The following is a 20,440-nucleotide window of genomic DNA, read 5'->3' as shown; positions in this document are numbered from 1 at the left end:
CAATTTTCATATTTATTAACAGCAAAAGATAGCCATTGTCTTGATTAATAAGACTTTATGACTATTTATTATTAAATATTTTGAATGTTTTTTTAGAAAAATAGTTTTAAAAACTTAATTAATTCAGGCGATCGCTAAAATCTTTTCCCAATTATTTCCCAACCATGACTGTCCCTCTTTTATTGAGCTAAAACCCAAACTTCTGTATATATTCAAAATTAATGTTACTAATAACGAGAATTTTCCGGCTACGTCTATGCCTTTTATTCTTGATTTATCTTCATTAAAATTCACATCTTTGACCCAATGTACTTGATTTTCAATTAACCAATGTGCTTTAATTTTTTCTGCAAATGTTTTCGCACTTAATTTCTGACTACTAATATAATATAAAGTCTCATTATATTCTTGATCACCCCGAAAACCCGTTCTTTCTACCTGAATAAAACTTTGAAGATGAGGATAATTTTTATGGTTGACATTTTGGCTATCAAATACTGATACTTTTCTGCTAATATTTCGCCCATGACTGACATCTTTTTCTTCATATACCGTTAAAGGTTTTTCGATTTCTGCTAAAATCTTGATCCGATTGTGCAATTTAATTTGATTCCCTTTTACCGTAATTAAATAATTATTTTTGCTCTCAATTATTGCCTGAGTTGTTTCCTTACTACAATGGAGAGCATCGAGGGTAAATACTTTATTTAATAACCCGCATTTTTCTATCATAGACAGAACTTTAGCGTTTTCAGAACTTTGTTTACTTTCAAAACTTTCCGATTTAATTACTAACTTTGTTTCTTGACTAAACCAAGATACCATAATTAACATATTTTGTTTCTGATTTTCATAGTTAGTCAGGGTGTTTTTTAAAGATTTTCCATCGATCGCAATCCAATCAACGCCTTCTTGTTGCCAATAATATTCCTGGACTATTGACTGAAAAACCAACTGAATTTCTATTGAATTTATTCCGAGCATTACTCGTCTTATGGTACTATAAGACGGCAATTTTTTAGTGTTAGTTTCTAATAATTTAATTAGCTTATTTTCTTCATTTTTTCTAAAATTATCTATTTGCTTATAAGTAACATTGCCAGTTAGCAGTGCTAAAACAATGATAGTCAACACTACCCATAATTCATGTCTTTTACCACGATTTTTCCGAAAATCCTTGACTAACTTCAGTTGTTCGATTATACTGTTTAACATAGTTTTTTAAAATCAAATAAAAGTGATCTTTCTTTGATTTTACCAAAAAAAGATCACTTTTATTTTCTTTTTTACCCCCGACAATGAAAACACCCTGCTTTCCAAGGGGGGTTAGGGGGGATCTAGGACTAGAAAAAAAATCAACGAACTTTCGGTTTTACATAGTGCCAAGAAAGAAACCGGGTTTCTGACCCAATTATTAAAATAAAACCCGTAGGGGCGGGTTCGACAAAATCTTTCAAATCTGACAAATAATCTTGATAAACCCGCCCACCTCACCAAAATTTAATGTTAATAAAACGGGGTTTATATTGATTTCTATTATGGGGTTGGGCGGGTTTATTTAGGTTAATTATTATTAACAAAAATCTCGGCGAACCCGCCCCTACATTACCTAAAACCCGCTTAATGAGTCAAAAAAGGATTTAAAATTTGTTCAAATGTTAATTTTAATTCGGGAAAAATTAGAGAATTTATAATATCTTTTTCTCTAAATTCTACCCCTTCATATAAACCAGAAACTAAGGTTAAAATTGATATTTTCAATGCTTGTGGGTCAATAATCCAATATTCAGAAATCCCTAACGCAGCATATTCTGAACGTTTATAACGATAGTCATCATCGGGGTTATTCGGACTGACTATTTCAACGGCTAATAAAGGCGAATCTTCTAATATGGCTGAAGATAATGTGCTGAGATATTGACGCTGAGTTTCTGTCATTACTAATACATCAGGAATGCGAGATTTTCTGATTCCTGTTCTGACTCCCACAGTTCCAGGTCGCACCACCCAATCTAATTGTAATCGTTGAATTTCTGCTTTTAAGATATCATAGATCAAACATAAAATTTCAGCGTGTAAACCACTAGCAGGTGGCATAGGAATTAATTCTCCGTTGAAAAGTTCATATTTGAGATCGGTATCATCTTTATAATTGAGATAGTCTTCAAAGCTATAGGTTTTACTAACGGTTTGCACCATCATGAGTTCTTAGCCTCTAATTTAGTCCCTCATTTATTCTAGCAAAATTTTTCAAATCTGACAAATAATCTTGATAAACCCGCCCCACCCACCAAAATTTAATGTTAATAAAACCGGGTTTATATTGATTCCTATTATGGGGTTGGGCGGGTTTATTTAGGTTAATTATTATTAACAAAAGTCCCGGCGAACCCGCCCCTACGTTGTCGGGTTAAAAGCCTTATATGTTACAGTCTACAAGTCTCGACGCGAGAGAAGAAACAAACAAGGCTACCTCACCAAACCCGCCCGTTCCAGGCCCACCATTTAGCTGACTTTAATTCTATATTGGGTTGGGGTGTTGGTTTAACTGTTAATTGTAATGCTTCTAATACTTCTTGAGCGGTTTGAAAACAAGTCTCGACGCAAGAGAAGAGACTAACAACACCTCCTCCAAATTCCAAACAATACCTCCAATCACCACCCTCATACCTCCCCCCAAACCCCAAGATAATCACCATACACGGGAGGTGGCCATCGGGTGCTGTCTGATGGAATTTTAGATCTGGGTAGTTCAACCAGCTACCTCCTACACGCCAACCCACCTGATCACCAAACGCTTCCCAGACTTTACTATCATAACGCCGGGTTCCTCCCACACTTTTATAGATGCGCTTCTGTACCGAAAAGCCGAAGCGTCCATTACTATATTTTACCCAAAGTTGGTCAATGGTGCGTAAATCCTCACAGGGAAATTTATCGATATCTTCTATCTCCAAGTAATCCTTATTTCTTCTTGCGGCGACTTCTAACATTTTTTTAGCCGTTTCTTTGTCAGCTTCTTTCCAGTTTCCGGCTTTCAAAAGTTGTTCTAATTGATGATAACTCACACCTTTAGCTGACTTTAATTCTATATCCGGTTGGGGTGTTGGTTTGACTGTTGGTTGGGGTGTTGGTTTGACTGTTGGTTTGACTGTTGGTGGCGGTGTAAATTGTGGTGTTGGTGGTGATATCGGTTTTTGGGTTAATTGTAATGCTTCTAAGACTTCTTGAGCAGTTTGAAAGCGTTTTCTTGTGCCCTGTTGTAAGAGTTTATCTAAGACTTGACCCAAAGTATTATTGACTTTAACCTTTAAATAATCTCGCCACACCCAATCACTTTCACTGACATCAAATAAATCAAACGGTTCAATATTAGTTAATAAATGAATACAAGTTACCCCTAAACTATATAAATCACTAGCAAAAGTTGGTTTTCCCATCGCTTGTTCAGGTGCAGTATATTGGGCAGAACCAATAACTGTTCCTGTCACCGCTAACGCCGTTATAGTCGCCGCTTTAGCTGCTCCAAAATCCACTAAAAATAATTTATTATCGCTTTTTCTTCTAATAATATTTTCCGGCTTAATATCTCGATGAATTACAGATTTTTGGTGAATAAACGCTAAAATTGGTAATAAATCTCCTAACAAATTAACAATTTTAGTTTCTGAAAATGCCCCAGTTTGAGCTAATTCTTGAGCTAAATTTTGTCCTTCAATATATTCTTGAACGAGATATTGACGGTTATCTTGGATTAAATAGGCGAATAATTCAGGAATTTGTTGATGTTTGCCTAAATGTTCTAATTGTATCGCTTCCTGTTTAAAAAGTTCTCCCGCTTTTTCTTGATTATTCGTACCTTGAGCTTGGGGTAAAAATTGTTTAATTACACAATAGGGTTGAGAAGGTTTATGCTCATCAACCGCTAGAAACGTCCGACCAAAACCCCCTTGTCCTAATATTTCTAACGCCCGATATCGATCTGTTAATAGTAATTTAGAACCACACTTTTGACAAAAGGTTGTTTTAGAGTTGGTTTGTAAACAATCGGGGTTAAGGCATTGACTCATAGTTAAGTCTGGGGATAAATAAGATCCTGAGTTAAATTATAGCAGTAAGTGGTTCAGCTTGTACCGATAAATCCCAGAAACCGGGTTTCTGTAATAACTTTTGTTAATAACAGAAAGATCAGTTAAGAAACCCGGTTTCTACTGCTACTTCAGACTATATCTATGCTCCTAACTCCTAAAACCTAACCCTCACAGACTTTCAATTTCGCCCCCGTCGCACAGGCGTGTTCGGCCATGCCCAGGGCCACACCGTCAAATACAGGGGCCGCCCATTCTCGTCCCGCTTGAATTGACCCCGCCCGTTGAATAATTTCCGCCGCTTGGGCCACTTCAATAATTGCTACTTGGGGATTATATTCAGCCGCCCGCTCAATCATCGGATGCCAAGCCAAAGAATGACCCTCCCGGTTATTTTGCCCCCCGCGAACTCTTGGCCCTATATTGACTAAACCCTGCTGTTGATAAAACCCGACTAAACGGTTTTGGATGCGATATTCCCACCATAAATCCCGTTGATGCAGTCCCGTGATTAACATTTGAGCACCAGGGCGAGGGTTAGCGACATTTGCCACATTCGCATCGGCGCTTAAAATCACCGTTTGTACTGAAGAATTGCCCTTATGAACTCCGGCAATAAAATGTTCTAAGGCTTGAAATCCATCAATAGTTTCTCCATACATGGAAATCGTCGGCGTTAACACATAAAATCCTAATGCTTCTAACCGTCGTTGCATTTCTTCAACGGTAATTGAATTCCATACCCGACCCACGGAAACACCGTTAACACTCGCCCCGGACTGTAAACCATTGCTGGTATATTGCATCGGTAAAATAGCAATGGGTTTGTTTGTATTAATCCGAATTGGGGCAACATCGGCATGAGTCCAATTTTTTCCCGTGTAATTATAGCGAACACGATAAATACCCTGTCCGGCTTCAAATTCATAAGACCGACCATCTTCTAAAATGGCGACGGTTTCCGTCGAGTTGGAGTTTTGACAGGCGGAAACCGAACTCGGACAAGGGTTAAGATTCTGTGCGCTTGCTGGGTAGGAAAAGCCTAAAATTAGGGAGGTTAAACAAAGTGCAATCTGGGTTTTCATCGCCAATGAATTGGTTGATTTTTAAGAGGATTTCAGTTTCAACACACGACCTTAACATAAATCAGGAATTTTTGAATCCTAATCTGATTAGATGGCTATAATCAAATTTAACCTAATTCTGGTCAAAAAGTTGCTTGTTTAATTATATTTTTTAGACTTAAACTTAATAAATAAGTAAACCCCGCAACTAAAATAATGGTTGCACCGGACGTTAAGTTAAAAAAGTAAGAAATTCCTAAACCTAGAGTTGTAAAAACTATTCCTAAAATACTTGAAAATACCATCATTTGTTTTAAGTCTTTAACAAATTGTCCTGAAATTGCTGCGGGAATAGTTAATAGGGCAATCACCAGAATTAAACCGACCACTTTCATCACCATAACAACGGTTAAAGCGATCGCCACGATTAACATAAGATAAAGTTGATCTACGGGTAAATTCCGAGTTTCGGCAAAAACCGGATCAAAAGAAATTGCGACTAACTCCTTATAAAACAAAAAAATCATCACCCCAATTACCATATTTAAAATTAACATAATAATTAAATCCGATGGGGGGACGGTCAGAATACTGCCAAATAAATAACTCATTAAATCCACTTTATAACCCGGAGTTAAATCAATAAAAATAATCCCAATTGCCATTCCGATCGCCCACATTACCCCAATAATTGTATCTGCCCGTTGTTGGGTTTTGCGATAGACTAACCCCATGCCCAGGGCAGAAAATACAGAAAATACCATCGCCCCCAACACCGGACTAAAGTTAAAAAAGTAACCCATACCAATACCTCCATAGGCAGCATGGGCAATACCTCCACTAATAAAAACAATCCGATTCACAACAACAAATGTTCCGATCATCCCACAGGCAATACTGACTAAAAATCCGGCAATTAAAGCATTTCTCATGAATTCAAATTCAAATAATTTAATCAATTCTGTTAGCATAATTTTGATAATATCAAGGGTACAATTTGCGGATAATTTCTATAGAAAGTCGGGGTAATTCAGGAATTGCCCCGACATAGATAGAGTTTTTCAACCTTTTATTTTTTCATCTTGATTTTATAGGGTGAATTTTTAGCCTGATTTCTTCGAGATTGAACAATAATAAACAGCCCAATTAATCCTAACCCAAGGGTCATTCCCGGTTCTGGGACACTGGTATTTGTATTCAAGGGATTATTGGGTTTATTTAACTGTTCTTTCCCATCTTCTATCTTACGATTAAATCGATCATTAGAGGCTTCGGCGGCTTTGAGAGCTTGACGTTGTTCATCATTGACTAGAACAATCATAGAAGAATACGGGGTAACAATATTATAGGTTTTTGCGATCGCATGAATCCCATCTAAGTCCGCCAATTGTTGTTCTGGGTTTTTCTGACTTAACCCCTGAACTAATAATCGTGCTGCCATGGGTTCAAAACCTGTTACTTCTGTAGTTTTTTCTGTCGTTTTTTCCATAAACCAACTATAGCCATCCGCCACCGTTAAAACCTGGGGTTTTTCTGGATTTTTGTCGGATTTGGGTTGAGTTGAAATTGCTAATTTTTGGGTTAATTGTTCCGTCGTTGCCAAGCGCTTCATCACTTCAGAAATATCGGTAGAAACCCCGCCTCCATTATTTTGAATCATCCTTAAAGTCCCATCTTCATAAGCAGGCGCCAGGGAACCTAAATGAACAATCCACAGGGGAATTGAAAGCTGAGGAACCCCGGTTTTATCTTCCGATAACTCATAACTTCCCTCATCACTAATTAACACAATACCATCGTAGGTTTGATTGCCACGCAACTCTATAAACTGACGCAACATTTCCTTAATTTGTAGGGTTCCATAAAAGACTTTTTGATTTATCGGAAACTGAGTTAAATCATCAATAAATTCTGGTTTATTGACCTTTGTTGCTGTTACATATAAATCCGCTTGATTTTTGGGAATAATATTTTGGTTTAACCAATTTAAGGTTTTTGCTAATTCCTGTTTATGGTTTTCCATACTGCGAGAGGTATCCAAAATAATCGCAAATCGTTTATTTTGGGGTAGAATATAATCTTTTTCGGCTAAGGGTTTAGCAGTAATTTTGTAATCTGCTAAGGTGACTTGATGGGATTTAATTAGTTGTTGAGCAGCAGGGAAACTAGCCTCTAACCAATCCTTTTCAAAGCCTTTAACTGAGTCTTTATTTCTGATTCTTTCGGTGGTTTTTGTCCAGAAAATATTACGTTTTTCTCCCAATTTAGGCAAAGGCCATTGATTTCCTTGACCCATAACTTTATAGGTTAACCACAGGTGTAATTCTGCCGAAGGATTGGAATTATTTCTATCCCAAGAAACTGATTTGGGTGGAATGGGAAATGCACGCAGTCGGTAATGTTGGGTTCCCACTTGTTCTAACAATGCCGGGTCAACGGGACGTTCCCTTCTAACTTGAGAATTATACACTTTTTGCGCCGCTCCTCGGGGAGAAACGGTAAAGGGAAAACGGGTGACTTTATTATTTGTATCTCCCAACCAAATACCTGTAATAGCGGCGGTTTCAGGTAAGGTGAAAGAGTAAAAAATTTCCTCTACATCGTTGGTTTGATTTTGATAAACTTCGTGGATTTCTACCTCTCCCCAGTCCCCCTGTTCTTGAACAGTAACTTCTTGTTTAGCCAACCAAACTTTTTTCTGATTAATATTCAATAAACCCGCTTTTGCATCATCTAAAATAACCGTCGATTTAAGGGCGTGTTGAATGGCAAGACGTTCTGCTTTTTCAATCGGAGTATCAAAAAAATTAGCATAGAGTTTCTCGGCTTTATCCGCATCTTTCTCTAAATCTCCTTGATAGAGAAAGGGAGATATGAGTTGATTATAACTATTTTGAATCCCATCAAGGAGAGGTTGCGGTAAATTAAAAACATCTTTATACATTGCCTCCATTGAATTACTATCTTTGACCGCTCCTAAATAGCGATAGGGGGATAGATAGGCGTTAATTAATCCTTGGCGAATCGATTTAGACTGGGCTAATAATTCTTGTTTTTGGGGTTCGGTTTGGGGAATATCTTCTAACTTTTGAAAGGCTGAAACTTGAGGTTGATGGAGAAAACTAATTAATAATATGCTCCAAATTGTCACCACACCCAATGAAATTTGGATGGTACGAATCCGACCATATTGGGCGGAAAAATTGCGTAAAATTCGTTGTCCTGAGTGAATATAAAGGGCCACTAAAGCCGAAGGCATTCCTAAAAATAATGTGGCTGTTGCGGCGTAAAGAATCGTCACTACAGCAAAACCTAACAAGAAATTATGAGTTAAATCCCACCACAAAGAATCTAACCACTGAAATGAAAAAAACTGCCTTAACAGAACTACAGCAGCCGGAACTGCATAATAAAGTAGAACTATTCCTAAATAAAATCCGACTAATAACATCAGACTATGAACAGCTAATTGTATTCCCGATAAAATTCGAGAGGTTTTATGCTGTTTTTGTCCTAAATATCCCCAAACTAATTCTACAAAAAATGCTCCGATACAAATTAAAATAGTGCTTAATACAAAACGACTGGCGGGGGTCATTTCCCGCAGAATAAATAATCGCACTAGACAGAATAGAAATAGGGGTGCTTCCACACCATAAAATAACCGGATTAACTCTACAGGTCTTTGATGAAAATGCCGATTTGCAATAATCACGCAAACGGTGGGAATTGCAATTAAAGCCAGGATGGTTAGGGTAAATTCTAGTTCTATTTGTCCCGCAAAGGTGGCTAAAACTAGGAAAATTGCTAGAAAGGGTAAAATCCAAATATAAACAACGGTCAGGAAGGTGATATTCCACAACCAAAAGATTAATTGAAATACAGAATGAATGGTTTTAGTTGTATTCATATTGCTTGATTAAGCTGTTTATGAAGTTGGAGATTAGAACGAACACTATCGCACCCACTTAGTCTTCGAGTTTAACGATCTACAATTGAGTGATCAACGATTACTTAATTGTAGAGATATAAATTTACAATTTGTTATATAGCGCTACGCATTACAGTTAGGACACCTCTAAATCCCTAAATCCCTATTCCCTGTTCCCTATTCCCTGTTCCCTGTTCCCTGTTCCCTGTTCCCCCTAATAAAAAAGCTCAGGTATTTCTACCTAAGCTTTTTTATTTAGATCAAGTGGAGGAGATCCTCGCAGTCAATCCTAATTAGAATGGTGAAAAAGCAGTTTAGTAGCGACCACGACCACCGCCACCACCGCCGCCGCCATAACCGCCACCGCGATTACCACCACCACCAAAAGATCCCCGGTCGCCTCGGTCTTCTTTAGGTTTGGCTTTGTTGACTTTCAGACCGCGACCCATCCATTCCGCACCATCAAGTGCTTCAATAGCTGCGTTTTCTTCTGCTTCAGTTGCCATTTCCACAAAGGCAAAACCGCGCACTCGACCGGTTTCACGATCGGTAGGGAGTTGTACACGTTTAACAGTGCCATACTCCGCAAAAACGCCGTTCAGATCGCTTTCTGTAACGTCATAGGAAAGATTGCCGACATAAATAGACATGGGATATTTCCAAAATCAAAGTAGTGTGGAGGTTAGAATTTCGGAGATAAGCCTGTCCAAACCAAACGGGAAATGCCCATACAGACTACAAACAAAAGCTACAACCGAATTTTACTCTCGGTTAATACTCTAACACAATCTGTGGAAAAAAAGGTATGGATACTCCGAAAATAATTTTCACGATTCAGCAGGATCAAGAAATTGAAAAAACTCTCCAATAAAAAAGCCTAGGTATCAATACCTAAGCGTTTTTATTAAGATGAAATCGAGGCGATTCTCGCAGTCAATCCTAAGTGAAGTAGTCAAAAAGCAGTTTAATAGCGACTACGGCCACCGCCGCCGCCATAACCACCACCGCGACTACCACCACCACCGCTACCACGGTCTTCTTTAGGTTTGGCTTTGTTCACTTTTAGGTCGCGACCCATCCATTCTGCTCCGTCAAGTGCTTTAATTGCTGCTTCTTCCTCTGCTTCGCTGGACATTTCCACAAAGCCAAAGCCCCGCACTCTACCGGTTTCACGATCGGTAGGCAGTTGAACTCGTTTAACAGTACCGTACTCCCCAAAAACATCACCTAAATCTTCTTGGGTGACATCATAAGAAAGATTGCCGACATAAATAGACATGGGATATTTCCAAAATCAAAAACATTGTGGAGGTTAGAATTTCGGAGAGAAGCCTGTCCAAACCAAACGGGAAATGCCCATCAAGACTACAAACAAAAGCTACAACCGAATTTTACTCTCACTGATTACTTTAGCACAACCTGTTAAAAAACAGGCATTGACACTCCCATAACAATCCTATGGATTTGGCTGGGAATTCTTGCTTCACAGAGGACTACTTTTTGTGCAAGCACTTCGAGTTGGATATCCTCTCCACAAGCTTAAAATCCGGCCTGTCTTGCCGTACAAAAAAACCTTTTTCTAGCACTATTCCCGGTAGGGACTGGATTTTCGTGTGTCGAACGTTGTATGGAACAACTTAATAGGGTCGTGAGTAATTCTGTTTATCTCCCCAGCTACCGCCGGAAGATTTGCGATCTTCACGGGGTCTGGCTTTATTTACTTTCAGAACCCGACCCATCCATTCTGCCGAGTCTAACTCATCAATTGCTTTGGTTTCTTCGTCGTCTGTTGCCATTTTGATGAAGCCAAAACCCCGTTTTCTCTGGGTTTCCCGGTCAAGGGGAATTTGAACATCCGTAACGGAACCATATTCACCAAACACTTGCGTAAGGTCGGTTTCCGTCGCGTCGTAAGACAGATTGCCTACATAAATTGTCATTAAGTACCTTTCCAGTCAAAAATCAAGGGGTATGCGGAGATTGGAATTCGGAGGCAAGCGGGTAAAACTTATACCAGAGAGCAAAAACCTTCCTGATGCCGTAGCAAACGGAGCTACCGATATCTAATCTTTGCAGCAATAATAACATTATTTTGGGGAAAAGTTCTATCTATCTTTATATTAGACTTAATTTCTTGAACTTGATTCTGCTTAAACTCAATCCTACGGAGTTTTTCGTTGTATTGTTACATATTGTAAACGATTTGAATTTAACCCACCTGGCTGATTAAAAATTCCGTAGCTTGAGAATGGTCTAGGGGTTTAGAGATTAAATAACCCTGTCCATAATTACACCCCAACTCCGTTAGTTTTTCTAACTGGATTTTAGTTTCAATTCCTTCTGCTACCACATCCATTCCCAAGCTATGGGCTAACATAATAATCGTATGAATAATTTCCGCGCCCTTCGTTTTAGACTGGATTTCCCTAACAAACGAACGATCAATTTTTAAAGTACACAGGGGAAAATTGTGCAGCCGACTTAAAGAGGAATAGCCCGTACCAAAATCATCAATACACAACTCAATTCCCATGGCTTGGAGTTGGTACATTAATTTTTTTTCAAAAGTCAAAGTTTCCAAAAAACAAGTTTCCGTAATTTCTAGTTTTAATTTCCAATTTTTGAGGTTTTTATCATCTATAATTTGCTTCAAGTTTTCGACAAGATTGGTTTGTTTTAAATCGACCGGAGACAGGTTAATATTCATGCTCAAAGGCGGTAAATTAGGAAATTGTTGGTTCCAATCATTAATTTGGTGACACGCCTGTTTAAAAACCCATAAATCTATGAGTTGAATTAATCCAGTTTCCTCTGCAATCGGGATAAACTCACAGGGACTAATGATTTTTTTTACGGGATGATTCCACCGAATTAACACCTCAAATCCCGTGAGTTTTCCTGTGATTAAAGAAATGATAGGTTGATAGTTTAATATAAATTCCCGACGATTTAAAGCCTCTCTTAATTGATTTTCTTGTTCCAAACGTTGTAGGGCTGGAATCTGCATGGCATAGGTTAATACTTGATAACATCCCTTACCTAAATGTTTAGCATTATACATCGCAATATCCGCATCTCTAATCATGGATTCCGCTTGAGAATATCCCATGGAACTGAGGGTAATCCCAATACTAACCCCGGTAAAAATTTGGTTATAGTTAATATAAAAAGGACGTTTAATCTGTTCAATAATTCGTTGTGCTATATTAGTAACTTCATCTTGATTGTGAATATTTTCTAGTAAAATAATAAACTCATCTCCCCCCAGTCTGGCAACGGTGTCTTGAGATTTGGTTTCTGCTCTTAAACGATGAGCTACACTCTTTAATAATTCATCTCCTACTAAATGACCCAAACTATCATTAATCACTTTAAAACGATCTAAATCTAAAAATAAAACTGCGTATAAATATTTTTCTTCCTTTTGATTGAATTCAATTAAATCCTGAATTTTATTTAATAACAAAGCTCGGTTGGGTAGCCCCGTTAAGCTATCGTGAAAAGCATCAAATTTTAGTTTTTCTTCCTGTTTTAATAATTCTACTTGGGTTTTTTGTAAATCTTCTAAAGCTAAAGAAAGTTCAGCCGTTCGCTGATAGACTCGTTCTTCTAATTGTTTATTATAGTTTTCAATAGCTACCTTTGCTTCTTTTAATTCAGTAGTGCGTGCTTCCACACGAATTTCCAACTCCTCAAAAACCCGCTTTAACCGCATAGCCATTTGATTAAATGACTTGGCTAAAATTCCGAGTTCATCTTCTCGATTTAGTTCAATATTTTGGTCTAATTCTCCTTGGGCGATCGCTCGACTTGCTTGACTTAATTGAATCAGAGGAGCCGTAATTCTATGGGCTGTTATTATCCCTAAAGCCATTGCTATTATCAAAGCTAAAATACACAGAAAGAACGTAACCCTTGTATTATTAATAATCAAATTCATAAAATCCCGTTCGGGAACCACAATACAAATTAACCAATCAATGCCCCTGGGATCTAAGAAGGGAACAATCCTGACAATATATCGTTCCTGATCCCATTTAAAATCTAAGGAAATAGACTCTTGAATCGAATCAAAATTTATGAGATTTTTGCGTAAATTTTTAGCAGTTTCTCTAATTAAAATATCATCACTGTCAACAGCTTTTAATCTTTGAATTTTATTATTTTTAATTATAAAATTACTAATATCTGACAAGTATAATGCTGTATCTAGTACGCCTAATAAACGTCCTTCTGGATCATAAAGGGGTAAAACAGCATCAATGGCTAAGGTTTCCCGAGAAAACCAAAGATAAATCGGAGTCCAGATGCCTGTTTTAGCTTGGGTTGCGGCTTGATACCAAGGACGACGACGGGGATCATAATTAGGCAATCTGTCTAGGAGTTTACCCCGTTCTCCTGTTTCAGTTAAGCGGTAAATATGAAACCAATCTTGAGTAGAATTTTGAACAATTTCCAGATTAAATTGTTGATTATTGATTCTTTGAACACCAACATATTCTCCCTGTTCACTTCCCCAAGCCACATAATCAATGGAGGGTAAAGCCTGGAGTTGACCCAGGAAAAACCGTTTTAAACCCGTAAAATCTGTTAGAGAGATAAATTCTTGAGTCACTGCGTTTCTATTCGTCTCATTCATGAGATGAGCCGTATTCAAATAGGTTCTGAGGGATAACTCTATCCTGCTACTAATTTCTTGATGTAACTGAGTGGCTAGATCATTGACTGCTTTTTGCCCATTTCTATAGGAAAAAAATCCGGTTATTCCCACGAATATCGCAATTTGTAGCACAAAAGGAATAACGAGCAGTTGACGCAGGGATAACTTCACCGGTGTCTATCTCCTTATAGGGAATTACGAATTACGAATTACGAATTACGAATTACGAATTACGAATTACGAATTACGAATTACGAATTACGAATTACGAACTCAAAGGCGCGGATTGCTATAGATACACAACAACTGATAACTGATAATAAAATTAGATTTTTCGATCTTCAAACCCAACTCGGGGACAATTAATTTCTAATTCCCAAAAGTCAACCAATCCCATCTTAATAGTTTGGAATGGCACAGGTCGCAGGAAGGGAATCGGATCATAATCGTGGTTATCAGGTTCATCGGGGGGAGTGGTTCTAGGAGGGGCAGAATTAGCCGGGGGACGACGGGACTCTTGGGGCTCATCGCCAGCAGGGTTAGAAGTACCCGCGCGACGAGATCCCAAGGGAACGACTTTATTTTGGGTGGAGGTGGCGGGATCGGAAGTTTGGGCGGGTCTGGAAAGATCCATCTGTGCCGGATAAATCCGTTGGGCCGTCAGTTCTGCCCGCTTTTCCTTAAATCCTTCCTGCCGCTCAATGGTATTCATTCCCAGACGACCTTCGATAATAATTTGATCTCCTTGATGATATTTTTCGTGAACTTCTTGGGCGAAATTACCCCAGGCAATTACTTTTAAAGTAGCTGGTGGATCGACATCCCGGAGTCCGGGAAACTGAACCAACATTTCCGTCAGGGCAATTTGATTATCGGGGGTATAACGAAGTTGCGGATCTTGAATAATCTCCGCCATTAGAATAATACTGTTCATTTTTTGATCAATAAATTCAAGTACAAGGTTAAACTCTCTCCCAGAGTAGAGTTTTTTCAATCATGACACTTTTATTTGAAAATTAAAACTGTTTTTGATTGATTTTTTAGCTTAAATATCTTCTCTATGATCCATGCCTTGGGATTGATTCACAAAATCATGAACTAAATTCCGATATTCTCGCAAAGTGGTATCTACCCAATCGCGATCAATACTATTGGCAAAAATATGAACCTGGGGTTCTCCCGCGTCTGGTAAAACCAAAACCCAGTTATCATCTTGATAGTTAATTAATTTGACTCCATCAATTAATTCTAGGTTGTCGGGGGAATGGGTTTCCACTAAATGCCGCATCAATGCCCCTTTAATTGTCCAGGGACAGCGCACGGTATACCGACGATGAACAACATGGGGTAAATCGGCCCGGACTTGGGTGAGGGAGCGCTCTTGACTGGTTAACATTTCAATAATTTTAGCAATGGAAAACATGGCATCAAACCCGGGATGGAGTTGGGGGAAGATAAACCCCATATCCCCACTGCCCCCTAAAACGACGTTAGGATTGCGGTGACAGGCCTCCATTAAGGCTGTGGGATTGGCTTTGGTACGGATGACTTTAGCATCGTAACGACGGGCAATTTGTTCGATGGCCGAGGAGGTATGAACCGGAACGACGACGGTACTGCGGGGATGGGAAGTCAAGACCATATTCACCATCAAGGAGGTTAAAAATTCCCCTCGGATGGGACTTCCGGTTTCATCAACTAACATAAATTGTTCCCCATTAGCATAAACCTGGGCGCCAAAATTAGCCCGCAGAGCTTCTACCACTCGCCCTAATTGATCGAGCAAGTTTTCCCGTTCAGGAACCGATAAAGCGGTATGGTTTAAACTGGCATTTAAAACCACCGCATCACAGCCAAATTTCGCTAAAAGTTGCGGTAAAATTGCCCCAGAAACCGCATAAACATAATCAATCACAACTTTGGCATTACTGTAGCGTAGGACTTCGCTATTGATGTATTTACTAAAACTGGCACTATAAATTTCCAGTAAATCCACGGTATAACTGACGTTACCAATTTCGGGAATTTGCGCCCGTCTCAGGTCTTCTTTAAAATAAGCTCCTTCGATTTTTTTCTCTTTGGCTTTGGTAATACTAATTCCTTTATTATCGAGAAATTCAATTAATAGATAGTCTGCCCGTTCGGGGGAGAGGCGGACGTGAATTCCTCCAGCTACATTTAGGGTAGGAATAGCCGTGCGTGTGATCGGAATGGCGGTGGCATCTAAGTTAATAATATTGATGCCAACGGACATTAAACCCGCCACTAAAGAACGAGTTACCATCCGAGAAATCGGCCGTTGATCCCTAGAAACTGCTACTAAAGAACCGGGTTTTAAGGTTGATCCAAAAGCTGCCCCCAATTTCACGGCAAATTCTGGGGTAATATCAATATTTGCTAATCCTTGTACCCCCCGTTGACCGAATAAATTGCGTTGGGCCGTATTCCCCCAAATTAAATTAATATTCAGAGTAGCCCCGGACTCAATTTTTTTACTGGGCCAGACCCTTACCCCGGGGCTAATTTGGGCTTCTTCTCCGACGGTGGATAAAGAACCCACCACGGCCCCTTCTAGGACATGGGCACGACGACCCACCCGGGCGCCGCGAGCAATCACACAGGCCCGCAAATGGGCATCATCCCCAATAATTGCCCCGTTCCAAATAATAGGCCGTTTAACATTGGCATCGGCCCCGATGGTAATATTATCGCCAATCACGGTTCCGGCTTCAATTTGTGCCCGGGGCCCAATGCGACAATTACGACCAATTAAAACCGGGGTTTCGATGACGGCTGTTTCATCAATAAACGTATTTTCTCCGATCCACAAACCCGGAGCCCGTTCGGGATAGGGTATTTTCAGTTTGACTTTCCCCATTAAGGCATCATAATGGGCTTCTCGATAGACATCTAAATGACCAATATCACACCAATAATTATTAGCAATAAACCCATACATGGGGATGCCTTTTTCTAGGAGTAAGGGGAATAAATCTTGGGAAAAATCACATTCTTGATCATAGGGAAGATACTCTAAAACTTCTGGTTCTAAAATATAGGTTCCGGTATTTACCGTATCGGAAAAAACTTCACTAGCTGAAGGTTTTTCTAAAAATCTACTAATCCGATGATTTTCGTCAGTAATGACCACACCAAATTCAATCGGATTTGGCATTCGGGTTAAAATTAAAGTGGCTTTAGATTGTTTTTGGCGATGAAATTCAATGGCGGCGGTTAAATCAAAATCCGTAACACTATCTCCACTAATAACTAAAAAGGTTCTATCTAAAAGTTCAGCAATATTTTTTACACAACCGGCGGTTCCCAAGGGTTGATCTTCTTCCACTGCATAGGTAATTTGTACTCCTAAATGGCTGCCATCATGAAAATATTCACGCATGACATCGGGAAGATAATGCAAGGTGGCGATCACTTCTGTAATATTATGTTGTTTGAGAAGATGGATAATATGTTCAGCAATCGGACGATTAAGTATCGGTACCATCGGTTTAGGTAGATCGCAAGTTAACGGTCGCAGTCTTGTTCCCGATCCACCCGCCATTAGCACTGCTCGCATATCTCCTCCTGATTAATTAAGGCTGATTTTTTATCCGGTGTTTTTCAGATTCGCTCACAGCTAGATTTTTGAATAAATCTATTAGAATTAAAATCCTACTCACTAATAGAATAGCAAATTTCTTATGGAATTGCTAAAAATATTAAAACCATTCCCTATGCTAATCGTTGATTTTTATGAAACTTCCCGAATTTTAGCCGATAGAAGCAGTTAGCGGATCAGTTAATCGGCAGATACAAAGGCTTTTTGTCCAGTTGGGAACCGGGGAATCTCCAATAATAATCACCGATCTATCTCCAGATCAATCACCATTCTCAAGGATTAACTGCTAGAATAGACCTATGTTCAATTTGTCTATCATCCTTTAAGTGTAAAATCTTTCAGACATGAATCCCCTAATTACCCTAGTATTGGTCGCCCTGTATGTGGGTGGAATCTGGAAGTTTTGGACGGGGTTTGAAAATACCAACTTCAACCGCAGTTTCCAAAACCGTATGATTTTCTCGCTCTTGTGGCCGGTTTTATTTGTGTTCAATTCCTCCTATCGGAAAAACTTTAAAAAAGCATTGAAAGGGTCAAAATAGATCTATATAGTTAAGGCATGGCTAAATCTTCTAATTCATCGGGTTTTTTCAATTTATCTGAGAGTTCCGACCCTTTGGAAAGGGCGATCGCTTCTATTTCCCATCGTTTTAACCGGGAATATCAAGGGGGATCTTTTGATTTACCTCCAGAAGTTGAAATGATGGAAATTTTTCGCGATCGCATGGCGGGAACTTTATCAGAAAAAATCACTTCCCCCTTTTGGGAAATTGCCAAACCGCAAAAAAATCAGCACTGTTTAGATATCGGTTGTGGGGTGAGTTTTCTAATTTACCCGTGGCGAGATTGGGCGGCTTTATTTTATGGTCAAGAAATTAGTACCGTGGCTAAAGATGCCCTGAATATTAGAGGGCCACAGTTGAATTCTAAACTGTTTAAAGGAGTAGCTTTAGCCCCCGGTCATGAATTGCAATATGAGGCGAATCAGTTTGATTTAGCGATCGCCACCGGATGGAGTTGTTACTATCCTATCAGTTATTGGGAATTGGTTTTAAAAGAAGTCAAACGAGTGGTTAAACCCGGCGGAGATTTTGTTTTTGATGTTCTGATTTCCGATGCTGAATTAGCCGAAGACTGGGCAATTTTAGAAACCTATTTGGGTACAGAGGTTTTTTTAGAACCCCTAGAAAATTGGGAAACTATCATCAAAGCCACCGGGGCTAAAATTTTAAAACGCAAGCCCGGAACCCTGTTTCAACTCTATAAAATCCGGTTTTAAACGGAATTATGATCATTGACCTATTGTTAATTAGTACCCTAGGATTTCTTGGGAGTTTTGGTCACTGTTTGGGAATGTGCGGCCCGTTAACCGTTGCTTTTTCTGTTTCCGATGAATCCCTGTCTCCAGGTAAAATTCCGTTGCAGTTTCATCTACTATTAAATTTAGGCAGAATTTTCAGTTATGCTTTAGTTGGAGCAATGATTGGCGGGTTAGGTTCGGTTTTAATTGCCAGTGGACAAATGGCCGGAATTGGCAGTATTTTTCGCCAAGGGATAGCAATTTTTACTGGAATTCTCTTAATAATTTTAGGATTAGCTCAAATTAATCCAACTGTCTTTCATCGTTTCCCAATTATTCATCCCTTATCCCCGAAAAATTTACATAATCACCTAAGTAGATTGATGGTGAATGTATCTTTACAAAATCATGCTTTTACCCCAATTTTATTAGGATTAGTTTGGGGTTTAATTCCCTGTGGGTTTCTCTACACCGCCCAAATTAAAGCCGCCGAAACCGGGAGTTTAGGCTTAGGTATGCTGACGATGTTAGCCTTTGGAATCGGAACTTTCCCGACCATGTTAGGGGTAGGATTATTAACCGAAAAATTCACCGCCGACCGTCGCAGTCAACTTTTTAGAATGGGGGGATGGATTACTTTATTAATTGGAATTTTAACCCTATTAAGAACCGGAAATCATGTGGATTATACGGGATATGGTTCTTTAATTAGTTTAATGTTGGCTTTAATTGCCCGTCCGATTAGCCGCCTTTGGTCGCAACCTTTAAAATATAGACGCTTTTTAGGAGTCGGAGCTTTTGTATTAGCGATTGTGCATACGGTGCAAATGTTGGATCATACGTTCAAATGGAATTTAATGGCTTTTGAATTTATGATTATTCAACATCAACTGGGCATACTAGCGGGGGGATTAGGATTATTATTGATAATTCCGGCGGCGATTACCAGTTTTGATAAAATCCAAAATTATTTAGGAATAGTTTGGCGAAAAATTCATTTATTAGCCGTACCCGCCTTAATTTTAGTCGTGATTCATGCCCTCTTAATTGGTTCTAATTATTGGGGAGGATTTGACCTGAAATTTTTCGATCAAATTAGAGGTTTTATGTTGGTTACAATCACTCTAATGATATTATTGATTCGGTATTCTGCTGTTTGGTCATTATTGGGTATAGAAAAATTTTATGGTACACCCCTTAAACAAAAATAAGTTTTTAAAATTATTCTTAATATTGGGAATATTCATCCAGCCTTTGGTGGATATGTGCCATGGCAAGTCTCTAATAAGTAGAATGATCGTTAGTCCCGCCATAGCTCATGAAGTAGAAGTATCTGGAGATGTGGCGGTGACATTCCACCTAGAACCAAATCATAATCCCAGGGCAGGGGAAAAAGCCAGGATTTGGTTTGCCTTAACCCGTCGCGGTGGAAAAGTGATTCCCCTATCGGAATGTAATTGTCAATTAGCAATTTATCGGCAACCTCGGTCATCCCAAGACCAACCCTTAATCCGGCCTCAATTAAAAGCAATTTCTGCGGAAAAATATCAGGGTATTCCAGGCGCGGAAGTTATATTTCCCCAAGCTGGAATTTATGAATTAGAATTCAAAGGAACTCCTCAAAAAAATCAGGATTTTAAACCGTTTAAAACCAAGTATGCCGTTACCGTCCGATAAACAGCAATGGACAATAGGCACTTACGCCAAAAGGTTGACTTCCGAGATCCTTGCTGCGGTGATCCCCCTTTCAGATAAAATGGTATACGCGACATCCAACA

At 39.0% G+C, this 20,440-nt stretch carries 15 protein-coding genes; 3 read left to right on the top strand and 12 right to left on the bottom strand.

All coding sequences use genetic code 11. From position 1 onward, the window contains the following. Nucleotides 1-123 precede the first annotated feature (123 nt). The 12 genes from PL9631_RS06890 to PL9631_RS06835 all read right to left on the bottom strand — a co-directional run bounded on the left by PL9631_RS06890 (nucleotide 124) and on the right by PL9631_RS06835 (nucleotide 17,320). Nucleotides 124-1,215, bottom strand: a complete 1,092-nt coding sequence (locus tag PL9631_RS06890; protein ID WP_083616174.1) for an ISAs1 family transposase — start codon at nucleotides 1,213-1,215, stop codon at nucleotides 124-126. A 405-nt stretch (nucleotides 1,216-1,620) separates the two neighbouring features. Beyond that, a complete protein-coding gene (locus PL9631_RS06885; protein WP_231516663.1) occupies nucleotides 1,621-2,202 on the bottom strand; it encodes a Uma2 family endonuclease in 582 nt (193 codons plus the stop codon). A gap of 272 nt (nucleotides 2,203-2,474) precedes the next feature. Then, a complete protein-coding gene (locus PL9631_RS06880) occupies nucleotides 2,475-4,070 on the bottom strand; it encodes a GUN4 domain-containing protein (RefSeq protein ID WP_083618360.1) in 1,596 nt (531 codons plus the stop codon). A gap of 182 nt (nucleotides 4,071-4,252) precedes the next feature. Beyond that, nucleotides 4,253-5,173 (bottom strand): hypothetical protein, encoded by a 921-nt coding sequence (locus PL9631_RS06875; protein WP_083618358.1) that lies wholly within the window; start codon nucleotides 5,171-5,173, stop codon nucleotides 4,253-4,255. A 122-nt stretch (nucleotides 5,174-5,295) separates the two neighbouring features. Next, nucleotides 5,296-6,123 carry a metal ABC transporter permease gene (locus PL9631_RS06870; RefSeq protein ID WP_083618356.1) on the bottom strand — a complete coding sequence of 276 codons (828 nt, stop codon included), beginning with the start codon at nucleotides 6,121-6,123 and terminating at the stop codon, nucleotides 5,296-5,298. Between the two features lie 98 nt (nucleotides 6,124-6,221). Then, the gene (locus PL9631_RS06865) at nucleotides 6,222-9,062 is read right to left on the bottom strand and encodes a TIGR02921 family PEP-CTERM protein (RefSeq protein WP_083618353.1); all 2,841 of its coding nucleotides are present in this window, start codon (nucleotides 9,060-9,062) and stop codon (nucleotides 6,222-6,224) included. 335 nt (nucleotides 9,063-9,397) lie between these two features. Continuing rightward, nucleotides 9,398-9,733, bottom strand: coding sequence for an RNA recognition motif domain-containing protein (locus PL9631_RS06860; RefSeq protein WP_083618350.1), 336 nt, complete (start codon nucleotides 9,731-9,733; stop codon nucleotides 9,398-9,400). A 314-nt stretch (nucleotides 9,734-10,047) separates the two neighbouring features. Beyond that, nucleotides 10,048-10,362: an RNA recognition motif domain-containing protein gene (locus PL9631_RS06855; protein ID WP_083618348.1), complete on the bottom strand. Its 315-nt coding sequence runs from the start codon at nucleotides 10,360-10,362 to the stop codon at nucleotides 10,048-10,050. 358 nt (nucleotides 10,363-10,720) lie between these two features. After that, a complete protein-coding gene (locus tag PL9631_RS06850) occupies nucleotides 10,721-11,023 on the bottom strand; it encodes an RNA recognition motif domain-containing protein (RefSeq protein WP_083618346.1) in 303 nt (100 codons plus the stop codon). Between the two features lie 269 nt (nucleotides 11,024-11,292). Further along, nucleotides 11,293-13,914: a bifunctional diguanylate cyclase/phosphodiesterase gene (locus PL9631_RS06845; RefSeq protein WP_083618343.1), complete on the bottom strand. Its 2,622-nt coding sequence runs from the start codon at nucleotides 13,912-13,914 to the stop codon at nucleotides 11,293-11,295. Nucleotides 13,915-14,068: 154 nt separating this feature from the next. Then, the gene (locus PL9631_RS06840) at nucleotides 14,069-14,677 is read right to left on the bottom strand and encodes a single-stranded DNA-binding protein (RefSeq protein WP_083618341.1); all 609 of its coding nucleotides are present in this window, start codon (nucleotides 14,675-14,677) and stop codon (nucleotides 14,069-14,071) included. Nucleotides 14,678-14,788: 111 nt separating this feature from the next. Continuing rightward, nucleotides 14,789-17,320, bottom strand: a complete 2,532-nt coding sequence (locus PL9631_RS06835) for a mannose-1-phosphate guanyltransferase (protein ID WP_083618339.1) — start codon at nucleotides 17,318-17,320, stop codon at nucleotides 14,789-14,791. Nucleotides 17,321-17,921: 601 nt separating this feature from the next. Here PL9631_RS06835 and PL9631_RS06830 point away from each other — a divergent pair. The 3 genes from PL9631_RS06830 to PL9631_RS06820 all read left to right on the top strand — a co-directional run bounded on the left by PL9631_RS06830 (nucleotide 17,922) and on the right by PL9631_RS06820 (nucleotide 20,339). Continuing rightward, nucleotides 17,922-18,641 carry a class I SAM-dependent methyltransferase gene (locus PL9631_RS06830; protein WP_083618335.1) on the top strand — a complete coding sequence of 240 codons (720 nt, stop codon included), beginning with the start codon at nucleotides 17,922-17,924 and terminating at the stop codon, nucleotides 18,639-18,641. Between the two features lie 8 nt (nucleotides 18,642-18,649). Continuing rightward, complete coding sequence (locus PL9631_RS06825) at nucleotides 18,650-19,873, top strand: urease accessory protein UreH domain-containing protein (RefSeq protein ID WP_331281251.1); 1,224 nt, start codon at nucleotides 18,650-18,652, stop codon at nucleotides 19,871-19,873. Between the two features lie 82 nt (nucleotides 19,874-19,955). After that, nucleotides 19,956-20,339: a hypothetical protein gene (locus PL9631_RS06820; RefSeq protein WP_231516662.1), complete on the top strand. Its 384-nt coding sequence runs from the start codon at nucleotides 19,956-19,958 to the stop codon at nucleotides 20,337-20,339. Nucleotides 20,340-20,440: the final 101 nt, after the last annotated feature.

Source organism: Planktothrix paucivesiculata PCC 9631 (genome assembly GCF_900009265.2).
In the GTDB taxonomy this organism is placed as follows: Bacteria; Cyanobacteriota; Cyanobacteriia; order Cyanobacteriales; family Microcoleaceae; genus Planktothrix; species Planktothrix paucivesiculata.
The sequence above is the reverse complement of the archived record's forward strand: the minus strand, read 5'-3'. Positions and strand labels throughout refer to the sequence as shown.

Coding starts and splice junctions, on each gene's coding strand:
- PL9631_RS06890 (WP_083616174.1), bottom strand. CDS start 1,215: ATGTTAAACAGTATAATCGAACAACTGAAGTTAGTCAAGGATTTTCGG.
- PL9631_RS06885 (WP_231516663.1), bottom strand. CDS start 2,202: ATGATGGTGCAAACCGTTAGTAAAACCTATAGCTTTGAAGACTATCTC.
- PL9631_RS06880 (WP_083618360.1), bottom strand. CDS start 4,070: ATGAGTCAATGCCTTAACCCCGATTGTTTACAAACCAACTCTAAAACA.
- PL9631_RS06875 (WP_083618358.1), bottom strand. CDS start 5,173: ATGAAAACCCAGATTGCACTTTGTTTAACCTCCCTAATTTTAGGCTTT.
- PL9631_RS06870 (WP_083618356.1), bottom strand. CDS start 6,123: ATGCTAACAGAATTGATTAAATTATTTGAATTTGAATTCATGAGAAAT.
- PL9631_RS06865 (WP_083618353.1), bottom strand. CDS start 9,062: ATGAATACAACTAAAACCATTCATTCTGTATTTCAATTAATCTTTTGG.
- PL9631_RS06860 (WP_083618350.1), bottom strand. CDS start 9,733: ATGTCTATTTATGTCGGCAATCTTTCCTATGACGTTACAGAAAGCGAT.
- PL9631_RS06855 (WP_083618348.1), bottom strand. CDS start 10,362: ATGTCTATTTATGTCGGCAATCTTTCTTATGATGTCACCCAAGAAGAT.
- PL9631_RS06850 (WP_083618346.1), bottom strand. CDS start 11,023: ATGACAATTTATGTAGGCAATCTGTCTTACGACGCGACGGAAACCGAC.
- PL9631_RS06840 (WP_083618341.1), bottom strand. CDS start 14,677: ATGAACAGTATTATTCTAATGGCGGAGATTATTCAAGATCCGCAACTT.
- PL9631_RS06835 (WP_083618339.1), bottom strand. CDS start 17,320: ATGCGAGCAGTGCTAATGGCGGGTGGATCGGGAACAAGACTGCGACCG.
- PL9631_RS06830 (WP_083618335.1), top strand. CDS start 17,922: ATGGCTAAATCTTCTAATTCATCGGGTTTTTTCAATTTATCTGAGAGT.
- PL9631_RS06825 (WP_331281251.1), top strand. CDS start 18,650: ATGATCATTGACCTATTGTTAATTAGTACCCTAGGATTTCTTGGGAGT.
- PL9631_RS06820 (WP_231516662.1), top strand. CDS start 19,956: ATGATCGTTAGTCCCGCCATAGCTCATGAAGTAGAAGTATCTGGAGAT.